The organism is Okeania sp. SIO2F5 (assembly GCF_010692685.1).
GTDB classification, from domain to species: Bacteria; Cyanobacteriota; Cyanobacteriia; order Cyanobacteriales; family Microcoleaceae; genus Okeania; species Okeania hirsuta.
The window spans coordinates 1-13,936 of the sequence record NZ_JAAHGU010000169.1; the positions used below are offsets into that span (position 1 = coordinate 1).

General features: G+C 35.2%; 12 protein-coding genes. 8 read left to right on the top strand and 4 right to left on the bottom strand.

What is annotated here, in order from left to right; translation table 11 throughout:
* Window positions 1–100 precede the first annotated feature (100 nt).
* Window positions 101–328, bottom strand: coding sequence for a hypothetical protein (locus F6K27_RS29335; RefSeq protein WP_287279479.1), 228 nt, complete (start codon window positions 326–328; stop codon window positions 101–103).
* Between the two features lie 262 nt (window positions 329–590).
* Window positions 591–2,081 (bottom strand): IMS domain-containing protein, encoded by a 1,491-nt coding sequence (locus F6K27_RS29340; RefSeq protein ID WP_287279480.1) that lies wholly within the window; start codon window positions 2,079–2,081, stop codon window positions 591–593.
* 84 nt (window positions 2,082–2,165) lie between these two features.
* Here F6K27_RS29340 and F6K27_RS29345 point away from each other — a divergent pair, with 84 nt between their 5' ends.
* From F6K27_RS29345 to F6K27_RS29365, 5 genes are all read left to right on the top strand, one after another.
* Complete coding sequence (locus F6K27_RS29345; protein ID WP_287279481.1) at window positions 2,166–3,389, top strand: N-acetylmuramoyl-L-alanine amidase-like domain-containing protein; 1,224 nt, start codon at window positions 2,166–2,168, stop codon at window positions 3,387–3,389.
* Window positions 3,390–3,560: 171 nt separating this feature from the next.
* Window positions 3,561–4,157, top strand: a complete 597-nt coding sequence (locus F6K27_RS29350; protein ID WP_287279488.1) for a transposase — start codon at window positions 3,561–3,563, stop codon at window positions 4,155–4,157.
* 73 nt (window positions 4,158–4,230) lie between these two features.
* The gene (locus F6K27_RS29355; protein ID WP_287279482.1) at window positions 4,231–4,518 is read left to right on the top strand and encodes a hypothetical protein; all 288 of its coding nucleotides are present in this window, start codon (window positions 4,231–4,233) and stop codon (window positions 4,516–4,518) included.
* Window positions 4,519–4,529: 11 nt separating this feature from the next.
* Window positions 4,530–4,703, top strand: coding sequence for a hypothetical protein (locus F6K27_RS29360; RefSeq protein ID WP_287279483.1), 174 nt, complete (start codon window positions 4,530–4,532; stop codon window positions 4,701–4,703).
* Window positions 4,704–4,932: 229 nt separating this feature from the next.
* On the top strand, window positions 4,933–5,643 hold the full coding sequence (locus F6K27_RS29365; protein ID WP_124143275.1) for a TIGR00266 family protein: 711 nt from the start codon (window positions 4,933–4,935) through the stop codon (window positions 5,641–5,643).
* Window positions 5,644–6,142: 499 nt separating this feature from the next.
* Here the strand turns inward: F6K27_RS29365 and F6K27_RS29370 are convergent, their stop codons facing one another.
* Entirely contained in the window at window positions 6,143–7,465 is a 1,323-nt protein-coding gene (locus tag F6K27_RS29370) for a D-alanyl-D-alanine carboxypeptidase (RefSeq protein WP_287279484.1), read from the bottom strand.
* Window positions 7,466–7,890: 425 nt separating this feature from the next.
* On the opposite strand from F6K27_RS29370, the gene F6K27_RS29375 reads away from it, so the two are divergent.
* On the top strand, window positions 7,891–10,281 hold the full coding sequence (locus tag F6K27_RS29375) for an ATP-binding cassette domain-containing protein (RefSeq protein ID WP_287279485.1): 2,391 nt from the start codon (window positions 7,891–7,893) through the stop codon (window positions 10,279–10,281).
* A gap of 380 nt (window positions 10,282–10,661) precedes the next feature.
* Here the strand turns inward: F6K27_RS29375 and F6K27_RS29380 are convergent, their stop codons facing one another.
* The gene (locus tag F6K27_RS29380) at window positions 10,662–11,309 is read right to left on the bottom strand and encodes a Uma2 family endonuclease (protein ID WP_287279486.1); all 648 of its coding nucleotides are present in this window, start codon (window positions 11,307–11,309) and stop codon (window positions 10,662–10,664) included.
* A gap of 553 nt (window positions 11,310–11,862) precedes the next feature.
* Here F6K27_RS29380 and F6K27_RS29385 point away from each other — a divergent pair.
* Window positions 11,863–12,321 carry an EVE domain-containing protein gene (locus F6K27_RS29385; RefSeq protein ID WP_124143279.1) on the top strand — a complete coding sequence of 153 codons (459 nt, stop codon included), beginning with the start codon at window positions 11,863–11,865 and terminating at the stop codon, window positions 12,319–12,321.
* A 605-nt stretch (window positions 12,322–12,926) separates the two neighbouring features.
* On the top strand, window positions 12,927–13,550 hold the full coding sequence (locus tag F6K27_RS29390) for a ribonuclease H-like domain-containing protein (protein WP_287279487.1): 624 nt from the start codon (window positions 12,927–12,929) through the stop codon (window positions 13,548–13,550).
* Window positions 13,551–13,936: the final 386 nt, after the last annotated feature.

The following is a 13,936-nucleotide window of genomic DNA, read 5'->3' on the forward strand; positions in this document are numbered from 1 at the left end:
TGGTGGCCTACTGATGATTTGTCAAGTGCTTGAAGAGTAGCGATCGCGGTAGCGTTGCGTAGCAATATCGCTCCGGGCAATTATTTTTCTTCCTCCTCTATTATACACAAACGATGCTACCGGACATGATATGACTCGGTCCTTCCCCTCCACCGGAGGGGTTAGGGGTGGGTTGACTCCTGACTCCTACTTCAAAAGATTTTATACCGATGCTACCGGATTTGATATTATCTGTACTTGTAGGGCAATGTTTAAATCGATGAATTCCAGATGCTGAAACTTGAGAAAAATGAGAAAAAGAAGTTTCAATTTGGCAGGGTGAGCGCAATGCAACCCCGGTTTGTGTAGATTGGCGTTTTCGTACAGAAGACGCAAGAGTTAAGCTTTCAAAAATTTATCCTACCCGTCAAAATTAATGGGACAGACCACTAGTAAAACCCGATTTAGTATTACTCCGGTTCAACCAAATTTAATATAACTACCTTTTTGAAATTTGGTATAATAATTTAATAACAAAGAAGTACATATAGTATTTATCACCCTTTGTAAACTATACTTGTTTTTTTCTACGAATTACTATAGTATTATTTCTAAATAATCTGAGAAGTAGCTATTTTCCATTTGCCGTCTACAAATGTCAAATTATAAATAACTGTTAGTTGGGCAGAGCCTGACCTTGTAGTTTCTAATTTATCATTTTTAAAAAGTTGATATTCTTCAGTAACTTTAATTTGAATCTTGGCTTGATTTCCTTGAGTAGAAAAATATTCAATACTATCTATTTTTTGTACTCTATACTGATAGTAAGCATTATTTTCTTTTAACCAGGCGATCGCTCCATTGGAGGCTACTATACTATCATAGACTTTTCCTGTTGTTAATTCAGCAGCAAGTTTTCGGTTATAGGGAGGAGCAAATATTTCTTTTTTTGCTTTTAACCAATTCTGGATTAATTCTTGAGCTTGTTGTTGAGAAATTGATGTTACTAATTCGGTGGTGGGTGGTGTGGGAATATTTGGTATTTCTAAGTCCGTTTGGGGAGATTTGCTTAAGACATTTTTGAGCAAAATACTACTCAAAAAACAACTGCCAATAGCACCACTAATAATCACAGCTTTCTGCCAAGTTTTGCGATTAATAGATAATTGAGTTGAAGGAGGGTCTAGACATTGGTCTAAAGGTGAATTTAAAGTTGTCGCTGTGTCAGAATTATTGATTACTACTAAAGATGAAGATGACGGAGTTTTTTCATTAGTAAAAACCTGAGTTGAATTAGACTTTAAAGCATCTAACATTTCTGTAGATGTAGCAAAGCGATCGTTAATATTAGGTTGAATTGCTCGGTCTAAAATTCCTGCTAATTTAGGAGTTAAATTACTCGTATATTTTTGCCAAATAATCTTCCCTGTTTGTAAATCCATTTCTAAATCTTGGGGAACTCTTCCTGTTAGTAGAAAAATAGCTGTTAGTCCTAAACTATATAAATCGCTGGCATAAACTGGTCGTCCTACTGCTTGTTCAAAAGCCATATATCCAGGAGTACCAATCATAATAGAAATAGGTGTCGTATTTTGAGAATTAATTGCTGTGCTAATAGAATCTTTTACTGCCCCAAAATCTATTAAAACTGGCAAGTCATCCTGTTGGCGCAAAATAATATTTTCCGGTTTAATATCCCGATGAATAATATTTCTGCTATGTATATAATTAATAACCGATAGTAAACTAATCAGAATTTTCTGAACATCACCATCTGTCATTGGGCCTGTAGTTTTTACTTTTTTCCCTAGAGTTTCTCCCTCTATCCATTCTTGTACCAGGTAAAATTGACCTGCTGTATCACTAAAATAAGCATACAACTTGGGTATTTGGCTATTAGTCTCCCCTAATTCTTCTAAAATGGCCGCCTCTCGTTGGAAACGTTGTAATACCTGTTGGTAAATTTCGGGATTATTTGTAACTACTTTAAGTTGCTTAATTACACAGTAGCGGCCTGAAGGCATTTGGGTATCTTGAGCTAAAAAGGTTTCTCCGAACCCACCACTACTGAGTGCTTGTATAACTTGATAGCGATTGTTCAAAACTGTCGGTTTCACATCAGGAATTATTACCCATTTGTTTTAATTCAGGATAACATACTTATTAGCTAATAATCCTTATCAAAAATGAGAAAATTATTAAAGTTAATTATTTTAACAGTAGCAATTACTGGCAGCCATACAGGAATTTTATCTATTGTAAATAAGATTAATGCTGCTCAAAATAGTGTTAATTTACAGACTAAATATATTGCTAATGTTCGGGATAATCGCAAAATAAAATCTGACAATAAAAATAATATTAATTCACAATTATCTGCTTCAGAAAAACTATCGAATTTTCGTAGAGTTCAATTTGATGATACTACTTTAAAATCTCTAGATATTGATGAAAAAAAATCATCAAAATTATCTATTTTATCAAGGCAAAGTATTTTAAAAGAAGCACCTATAGGTCCTTCTCAACCTCCGACAAGACCAGTAATTGATGTTCAGTTAAATAAAAGTGTTGGAGACAAAAGAATTAAAAAACCATCAGCTAATAATATTCCCGAAGATCCTCAGTTTAAACCAGTGATGGAATATGCTATAAAACAAAATCTTTCTCAACGTCCGATGGCAGAAATTATGCAGGCGATCGCTGATTATTTTATTGGTGCTCCCTACAAGGCTGGATTATTAGACCAATCAAATCAAGAATCTTTAGTTATTAGTTTAGATGGATTTGATTGTGTATTATTTGTGGAAACTGTCTTGGCAATGGCTAGGGGAATAGCAATGGAAGATTATGCTTATTTTACCTTTATTAATAACATTAGAAACCAGCGTTACTGGAAAGGTAAAATGGATGGATATTGCAGCCGTTTACATTATTTCTCTGAATGGATTGCTGATAATCAAAGACGTGGAACTGTTATAGATATCGGTGTTAAATTAGGTGGTGAAAGGGTAAATAAGCAATTATTTTTTATGAGTAAAAATAGATTTAAGTATCCACAAATTGCTAGGAATGATGCTAATTATCAATGTATTGTTAGTATGGAAGATAGTATCAGTAAACTGAAAATTAATTATATTCCTTACTATAAAATTAGTACCGTTTATTCTCAGTTAAAAGCGGGAGATATAGTCGCCGTAGCAACAGAAATTAATGGCTTAGATGTGACTCATACTGGTTTAGTTTATCGTAATTCTGATGGTAATATTGGTTTGATTCATGCTTCCCCTGCGGGAAAAGTAACGGTTGCTTATGATTTAGAAAGATATATTTGGAATGTGGAAAGTGCCATTGGTATTTTAGTGGCAAGACCTGTCGATCCAAGAGAAGTAGTAGGGGTTAACGGTCGTTAACCCCTACAGGTGGTGTATAGTTTCATCTTTTGCGTAATCAAAAAAATCAGCATCTATGACTCAAACTTCACTATCAGCAAATTCAGATAGTAAAATCTGACAATGCTTTAGCAATAGACCTTGGTTTAGATAATAAGCGCAACTTGTGTATCAAATACTGGGTCATCGTTTATTTTAGACGGTAGAAAACTTAAGTCAATGAACCATTGGTACAACAAGGAAAATTCTAGATTGCAGTCATTAAAGGATAAACAAGGCATTAAAGGTTTAACCAAAAAGCAAATTAGCATTACAGTAAATCGGAACAATAAAATTAGAGATTACCTGAATAAAGCAGCTAGATATTTAATTAACTGGTGTAGAGAAAACAAGATATTTACTATTGTTGTTGGCGTAAATCCAGGAATCAAACAAAGTATCAATTTAGGTAAAAAAACTAACCAAAAATTTGTACAAATACCACACCATAGTTTCAGGTTTAAACTAAAAGCTATGTGTTATAGGTATGGATTAACCTATATAGAACAGGAGGAGTCTTATACCTCTAAGGCTAGTTTTTTAGACGGCGATCGGATACCTGTTTACAATGCTAATAACCCGAATGAATACAGTTTTAGTGGCAAGCGAGTCAAACGCGGTTTGTACAAAACTAAGCAGAATAAATTGATAAATGCAGATTGTAACGGAGCTGCAAATATTGGAGTCAAAAGCAACCTTATGGGGGTTTACCCCGGACAGACGCTTAGGCATCTTTGGCTATGCCATTAAGGGTAAAATTTGACGTGGATTTATCCCGGCAAATTTGTTCCTCTTAAGAATCCACGCGGATTTATCCCGTGGAGTGTCAATACTCTTAGCAATTCCAGCAGGATTGGGTTTCCCTCGCACGGTATTGCGCTTAATTTCCGAATACCGAGTTAAGCAAGATTGGGGGCGTTTGAGCGGTATTATCCGTGGCAGCTTGTTACTGACCATATTGAGTAGTGTCTTTTTGTGTTTAGTTACCACGGGTCTAATTTTATTGCTCAACCATTATCACAGCTTTGCCTACGCAAAACCACTTCTAATTGTGATTTGGTTGGTGCCATTACAGACTTTAGTTAAGTTATTTATGGTTATGCTGCTTTAGTTAATATTGTTTTGAATGGAGTATTAATTCCTATCTTTGGTTCCATTGGAGCAGCGATCGCTACTAGCTTGACTATGGCGATGTGGAATATCTGGCTTAGTTTCCTAGTGATTAAGCATTTAGGTATTTACCCTTCGGTTTTTTATAGTTTTTTTGCTAAAAGAGGGAGTCGGAAGTCGGGGTAAATAATTGATGATTTATGCGTATGAGATTGATTTTATTTTTTATGATCAGGACTTATGCAGAACCACCATCTCTTGGTGCGCGTTCCTTTGCGTCTGACGCCGACGCGGGGTTGCACCGCTATCTAGTAGGGGCGAATGGCCATTCGCCCCTACAGAAGGTTTATGATTTGATATTTTGCGTAAGTCCTGAATGTTATAAGATCAATAATTTTAAGGATATGTATGTATTATGGCCGCTGATATTATTGACTATGAAATCAAAGGAGAATCTCTACAATTAGTAGAAATTGAACTTGACCCTGAAGAAGGAGTTAGAGCAGAAGCAGGAGCAATGACCTATATGGAACAAGGCATTGAAATGCAAACTACTACTGGTGGTGGTGCTTGGAAAGGTTTTAAGCGAATGTTGACTGGGGCAAGTTTTATGATTACCACTTTTTTCAATCGAGGTACAGGTAAAGCTAGAGTTGCTTTTGCTGCTCCCTATCCAGGGCAAGTTATTCCTTTAAATTTAACGGAATTAGGTGGAGAATTTTTATGTCAATCTAGTTCTTTTCTATGTGCTGCTAATGGTATTGATATTGAAATTGCTTTTACTAAAAAGGTGGGTGCTGGTTTCTTCGGTGGAGAAGGTTTTATCCTGCAAAAATTACAGGGAAATGGATTAGCTTTTGTTCATGCTGGTGGTACAATTGTAGAAAAAAATTTAGCTGACGGGGAAGAATTACGGGTAGAAACTGGTGCAGTTGTTGGTTTTTCTACGTCGATAAAATATGAGATTGAAATGATGGGTGGTTTGAAGAATATTGTATTTGCTGGAGAGGGTTTATTTTTAACTAAACTAACGGGTCCTGGTTTAGTTTATATACAAAGTTTACCTCTTTCAACTATGGCACTAAAAATTGTTGCTGCTGCACCTGTTCAGCAGTCAATTTCTTAGAAAATAGGGAGTAGGAAGTAGTAGGGACTTTGCATACAACGTCCCTCAAGAGTAGGGAGAAATAATTGATTTTATTTTTTATTATTGGAGATGTCTAATACCAATTTGAAAAAAATAATGATTTACTTGAGTAATTAACAGGCAAAATGACCTTTTTGATAATTATTAACCTTATTAAGCAGAAGCTTGTTAATTATTGCTCTGCTGATTAAATCTAAAAGTATTGACAGATAAATTTTTAGCCTTTTTAGGTTCTTAAAAAGTGTAAGTTTTTAGGTCATTCAGGTTCAAAAAGTGAGCCTTTAATGCTCACTACAGCAGAAAAATCAAGGGACTATTCTTCCTGGTAGATCCTCTATAACTCCTATTTATTCTGACTCTGTACGGACGTTGGATGCAACGTCCCTACTCATACTTTTTCAGCAAACCCTAATTATTCATGTTTTGACTACTCCTCTACAGACCTTGTACGCAACCTCCCTATCCGCTCCCCTACTCCCTATTGTATAATTTCACTACGAGAAGTTTTAGTTTTTCTCTCAGGATTAGCTGTTAAGTTTGCTGGTGATAAATCAACATAACCCCAGTTATTTAAAACATCTTTAAGTAAAATTTCTTGCTGGTTGCGTAACTCTGTTACACTAGCTCCTTTGTTCAGAATTGTAAACCAAATAACTCCCTTTTCTTTTGTTGGTAAAGCTCCTGCTAAAGCACTAACATAATCCAGGGTTCCAGACTTAACTACTGCCAAATTTGGAAGTTGTTTACGTTCATCTAAAATACCTTTATCTTTACCTACAATAACAAATACATCTGCCACATTCATATTATATTGCTGAAGATATTTATCTATTGCTAGAAACATTCCCGTAGCAGCGCGAGGAGAAATACGATTTTCTTCTCCTAAACCAGAACCATTAATTAGTTGAATTTCCTCTTTTGGTACTCCTGTAAATTCAGCAGCTTTTTCCGCAACTACTTGATAACCTCCCACAGCTTCAGCTAACATATCTGCCATTAAATTATTGCTATATTGATTCATCTTTTTCACCAGTTCAGCCATCGGAAAAGAATAATGTCTAACTAATAGTTTAATATTTTCACTATGAGTAAGAGAAACTGCTACAACCCCATCAATTATTACTTGTGGTTTTGCTGTATCTGGAGGCAAAGTCTGATATTGATTTAAAACTTCTGAAGACCAAATTTGACTGTTTAATCCTTGTCTCAATAAATTACCAGCAGTCTGAGGATTAGATTCAAAGTTCATGTAAAATTTGCCAGTAATAATTAGATTTCCAGTAACTCTTTGAATCCCCATTTGATTTAATAAATTACCAATAGCGATCGCTTCTTCCCATACAAAAAATGGATCTTCTCCTCCTTGAATGACTAAATCTCCATTTAAAACGCCATTTTCAATTGTACCTGTTGTGCCAATTAAAGTAATAAATTGATGGTCGGGATTGAAAGTTTTTAAGGCTACTAAAGAAGTTGCTACTTTAGTAATTGAAGCTGCTGGTAAAGGAATTGTACCTTGATAATTTGCTAATAAAGTATCATTTGATTGTATCCATATTCCTTGATTTTGTTGAGAAAATCCTTGATTTGCTAATCTACTAAGATATGTTTGTACTTGAGTAGAGGCTATTTTTTCAGGATTATCTGGAGGTAGTGTTAAGGGTTTTTCCGGAATTTCAATTGATACTTTTGGGGAAGGTGTGGTTTCAGGAGAAGGAGATGGTATTTCCGGTTCAGGTGATTTACACCCAGCTAAAGATAACGCCATACAGATAGTAGTTATAAAAATTTTTTTTAGCATTAGTTTCATCTTCATTTATTGCAGTAATATCTAGAGATTATACTATAGTTAACTCTGTCTGGCATTTTAGCAGTTTACATAGCAGAAGGAAGAAGTAATAAGTAAGAAGATTGTAGTTATCTACAACAGAAGGAAAAATCTGGCGTTTTCTGAGTTTTAAGCTTTTTATCTGTCCGCGTCCTTTCTTTTCACTGCCATATCAAAAAATAATCAAATATTGATACTTTGACTTTGTTTGATTAGATTTTTTTTAGATAAATAATATAGTTAATTTAGCAATAAATTTTGCCCGAAACAATCGTCTATTTTATGCTCAACTTAACAGAATAAATTGTAGATTCAACTAGAACTTATTACCCACTTCTGATTAAATATAAATAGTTTTTGTCAATTTGTGCAAGAGAATCTAAAATCTAATATTAAGTATGAATAAAAAAACAGGGCAAACTACCCTTTTAAGTAATAATCCTTATATAGAATTAAGTAATCAAGGCCAAATTATCACTTTCCAACTGACACAAGACAATCATATATTAGGGCGCGATCGCCTCCACGCCGATCTTGTAGTACCTTCTGGTTGGTTAGTTATATCTAGTTACCACGCCACTATCCGGAAAATTGACGATCGCTACTATATTTATGATGGTGACGGTCATCGAGCAAGTACCAATGGATTATTTCTAGACCGTACTCGCATCACTCCATCTGAAGGTCATCTTCTAGAGAATGGCATGGAAATCAAAATTGGTCTCGACCCCCAAAACCAAATTTTGCTGAAATATTTCAATCCTAATAATCCCATAACTATAGCATCTTTACCAAAAACAAGCTCAATATCTTTAAAAGAACGATCGGTTTTACTTGGTCGCGATCCTGATGCAACTTTGGAATTGGATGCTCCCATTGTTTCTCGCCGTCATGCCACCATTGAACCTCATGGTCAGGGTAATTACATTTTACGCGACCATAGTACTAATGGCGTTTTCGTCAATGGGATACGAGTTAAAAACTCTATTGTTTTGACAGAAGGAGCGGTCGTCAAAATAGGACCTTTTACTCTAATTCGGCGTAGCGATCGCCTAGAAGTTTTTGACCCTGGAAATCAAATTCGTATTGATGCCGATCGCCTATTTAGAATAGTCAGAGACCAACGAGGAAAAACACGAGTTTTGCTAAATGATATCTCCTTTGCGATCGAACCAGGACAGTTTGTGGCCTTGGTGGGAGGTAGTGGCACTGGTAAATCAACTTTGATGCGAACATTATTAGGAATAGACCCTACAACTAAAGGCAAAGTTTATATTAATGGTGAAGATTTAAGGAATAATTTCAATATCTATCGGACTCAAATTGGTTATGTTCCTCAAGATGATATTATTCATCGAGAATTAACAGTATTGGAGGTTTTAAATTATGCAGCAAAATTGCGATTACCGCCGGATATTAATATTAAGGAAGTAGTCGAAAAAACTCTAGAACAAATAGAGATGAAAGAGAGGAAAAATGCATTAGTTAGTCGGTTAAGTGGAGGACAGAGAAAAAGGGTAAGTATTGGTGTGGAATTATTAGCAGACCCCAAATTATTTTTCTTAGATGAACCGACATCAGGACTAGACCCAGGTTTAGATAAAAAAATGATGCAACTATTAAGAAAATTGGCAAATCAAGGACGAACAATTATTTTAGTTACCCATGCCACAGCTAATATTAGAATTTGCGACCGAGTAGTTTTTTTAGGTAGAGGAGGGCGTTTATGTTATTTTGGCTCTTCGAGAGAAGCTATGACTTTTTTCTCTGTCAATACTGGTGATTTTGCTGATATTTATAACGAACTAGAAACCAATGATGAAAATATTAATGAGTGGGTAAATAATTTTCGTCAATCAGAATATTATCGACGTTATATTGCCAATCATCTCAGTATCGATAATTTAAAATCCCCTACTAATTTACCCCCTAAACAACAACCTACTTCTTTTTGGAAACAACTTTTTATTTTAATTCAACGATATTTTCAATTAACTATTCGCGACCCCATTAACTTAGGTTTAGCTTTATTTACTGCCCCTATTGGTATTAGTTTAATTTTATTTGCAGTTAGAGATAAAAATCCATTAATTGGCGACCCAGAACCTACCTTAGCTCCTTTAGCTTTGCGAGTATTATTTGTATTTACCTGTGCTTGTTTATGGGTTAGTCTGTCTAGTTCTCTGCAAGAAATAGTCAAAGAATCAGCTATTTATATTCGGGAAAGATTAGTTAACTTAGGATTATTTGCTTATCTCAGCTCAAAATTAATAGTTCTAGGATTATTAGCAACTCTGCAAACTCTATTAATAGTAGTAGTAGTAATACTGGGATTTGAAAATCCCCAGCCAGAATTAATTTCATGGCCTATAGGAGTTAGTATTACCACTTTTTTAACATTAATAAGCTGTATTAGTCTGGGATTAATGATTTCATCTATTGTGAAAAATGGTTCTCAAGCTAATAGTGCTTTACCCTTAATATTGCTACCTCAAATTATTTTTTCTGGTGTTTTATTTGAAATGACAGGTATAGCTAGTAAATTTTCTTGGCTAATGTTAAGTCGTTGGTCTGTAGCTGCTTATGGGGCACTTGTAAATGTTAATAATATGGTGCCAGAAGCAACTAAATTACCAAATGGAAGTACCGTTCCATTACCATTTTATGGTTCAGATGTTTACAACCTTAACTGGGAAAATTTAGGGATAAGTTGGGGAGCTTTATGTTTACATTCGCTGATTTATTTAGGCTTTACTATTTGGTTTCAGAAGAGGAAAGATATTGTATGATAATTAATAATTAATAATTAATAATTAATCCCTAGAGATTTAAAGTCTCTCATTACCAACGGATAATGGATAATTGATAATTATTGCTCTGCTGAATAAATCTAAAAGCATTGACATATAAAGACAAGTGCCTTTTTGGGGTCGAATTGCAGTGCAAATTTTTCAGCTGTTTATGCTCATGCATGGAGCGTATTTTAGGCTCATAGTTGGGCAGAAAAATCCCAAATTGACAATTGTTACTCCTACCTCCTCGCTCATTCCCATGTCTCCCCTCCTGGGAGGGGGAGGGGCGAGGGGTGGGTTGTCTCCTACCCCTACTAAAAGACTTTTGAGCGCAAACCCTAATTAGAGATAGTTTTCATTATCCATGATTCATTTCCCTACTCCCTATTTTGAAACTGATTTAATAACCAAGCATAAACTTGAGTTTGATTTGTTTGACGAGTGCGCTGAAGTGCTTCCTCTAATAAAGAAATGTCTAAACCAGGCAAAACTTGAGACCGATCGATTTTTCTACTACCACCGTCAGCAACAGCAAAGGCAATAATTTCTACATTCTGGACATCAACTATCCAATATTCAGCAATATTCAGTGCTTCGTACAGCAAACGCTTTTCCCCTTTATCATCAGGGAGGGAAGTATTGGCAACTTCAATAACTAGAGTTGGTGAGGGATAAATATCTAGGTCAATAATAGAACTTCCCCAAGGAATAACATCAGCATTTTCCCCAATGTAATAGGAAACATCGGGTTGAGTTGCTTGATATCCTGTTTTGCGGTAGGTACAATTATCTTTACCATTTAGATCAATGTTTTTGGTAGCAGCAAAGAGACCAACTGCAGTAATGATAACTGTGTGGTCACTAGCGTCGTCATTTCCTAATGGTGACATTTCTATTCTGAGTTTTCCTTTGTGGTAGTAAACTTTGGCTTTTTCATAACTTGGGTCTTCAATAGTTTGGATGTATTCTTCCCAAGTTGCTGTTATCCAAGTTTCTGTGAGTAGTTGAGTTTGGGTTTTGCTCATGTTTTGTCGGAAAAGGTATATTTTATATTTTAGATAAGGTTAGCGATCGCTCTTTTAAGAATTAACTCTATCTAACCATTTTTCAGCTTGAGAATATTTATCTTTCACGAAAAAGAATTTGTTTGAGTAGTTTTTATATTCATTGATTTTCTCTATATTATATCATGTTATCCCTCCGGGTGAGCTACGAATTGCGGACGGGTCAGTTATAAATAAAATTTAAGGACTGACAGTACCGACAGTACCAAATAAATACTGAAATTATCAATACCCCCAATACCAATATTTTCTCTTTTTCTCCTTTCTTACCTCCTGACTCCTGTACGTCGCCAATCCGACCGCTCCCCTACCTCACTCCTGACTGCTTACAATAGTTATTTATAAGTATTCAACCATTAGCGTAGCTCCCCCGGAGGGGGAAGATGATATTATAGCCAAAAATAGCGATCGCTAGTTGATTGTTGTTATTAGACTTAGCTTGATCTACTATATTTTTCATAGTAGTGTTTATATTTAAGTATTCAAATAATAATATATCATTTTTAAACACATAATGAAATATTGGCTAATGAAATCTGAACCAAAAACTTACAGCATCTCAGATATGAAACATGAAAAAACTTGTATTTGGGATGGAGTGAGAAATTATCAAGCTCGGAATTTTTTGCGACAAATTAATCCGGGAGATTTAGCATTTTTCTATCATTCTAATACTGTACCTCCTGGCATTATTGGATTAGTAAAAATATTAGAAAGTGGCATTGCTGACCCTACTCAATTTGACCCAAAAAGCCAATATTTTGACCCAAAATCTACTCCTAATTCGCCTCGGTGGCAAACTGTTTTTGTGGAATTTGTAGAAGAGTTTCCTCAATTAATATCTTTGGCTATTTTGAAGCAAGAATTTAGCCCAGATGAATTGTTAGTTACTAAGAAAGGAAATAGGTTATCCGTAATGCCTGTTGCTCAAAATGTGGCAGAGAAAATTTTAGTAATGAAAGATGGTTTTTAAGCTAATTTACTATATTCTTCTGTGCCGATAAATTAGTCCAGTAGGGTGCGTTATTCATTAATTGATAATGGATAATTGATAATTACCTCTGGTTAAAACCGTTACGGAATTGAATATAAGGAAATATTATTTCTTCTCTTAGTCAATTGGATATGGCGAGGAGACCCGTTCTTGCAGACCCGCTCCGAAGATCGCCATCCCACCCTTCGGGAAGCTACGAAGATCGACCGCTTTTTTCCCCTTAAAAGGGGAGGTTTCAAGGCGCGAATTATTTAATTATTAATTATTAATTATTAATTATTCGGTAACGCACCATCCCACAGTCCAGTCGTAGTAGACTGACACAGCTAAAAGTGTGCATTAGATTTTTTGGTATAACTTTTGTTATAGCAAGGTTTGACTGATTTTTTTGTAGCAACATTTAAGTGTGTCTGGTACGTTACGCTTTGCTAACACACCCTACTGAACCTGATTTTTTTGTAGCAACATTTAAGTGTGTCTGGTACGTTACGCTTTGCTAACACACCCTACTGGACTGACGCAAAAGCAAGCAAATTTGATATAATTGTTCAGTCTAAAAAATATTAGTAATTATCAAGTGAGTAATGAGTGATTTTCAAGTATGCGATCACGATTTAACGGAGGCCATATTATCTGATTATTTGCAAGCAGATAGTATTGCAGTGGATACAGAAACTATGGGATTGTTGCCCTGGCGCGATCGCTTATGTTTAGTCCAGTTATGCGATGCTCAAGGCAAAGTTACAGCAATTCGGATTGAAAAAGGGCAACAAGAAGCACCGAATTTAAAACAATTAATGGAGGCAACTGGAATAGTTAAAATATTTCATTTTGCTAGGTTTGATGTAGCAATGTTGCAGCATCATTTAGACATTAAAGTTTCCCCAATTTTCTGTACCAAAATTGCCAGTAAATTAGCACGAACTTATACAGGAAAACATGGTTTAAAAGAGTTGGTAATGGAGTTAGAAAAAGTAGAGTTAGATAAATCTGCTCAAAGTTCTGATTGGGGAAATGCAGAGAATTTAACAGAGGAACAATTGAGTTATGCTGCTAATGATGTGCGGTATTTATTGAATGTCAGGGAGAAGTTAATTAAAATGTTGAAACGTGAGGAAAGGTGGGAATTAGCACAGCAGTGTTTTGAATGTTTACCCGTGTTTGTGGGATTAGATTTATTGCAGTATAAAGATATTTTTGAGCATTAATTAAATTGGGATTTGCGGGGCAATTTTTGTCTTTTTTCTACTATTTTCAATGCAAAAATATGGGTCAATATTGCTCCGCAATGCCACCGTAAATGTAGGGCTGAAAGTCATCAACCCTGACTTGATTAGTGTCCGTGTGTAAGTCCTGTTATTGAATAAATTGGTTTGGGAGGGGCGATCGCTTTTATAGTTTATCCTTTTCCAAAGTTTGACAAAAAGAGGGATGTTTTTCCATAATGAAAGTATCAAATCTATTAAATTTATAGCAATGAGCGCTGGCATCTTTACATATTACATAAATATTGATAATGTAACATAAAAGTAACTGTATGAGCTGTATTTTTCATAAATTAGGCGATCGCTAAAGGTTAAAGTTTTAAGGATGC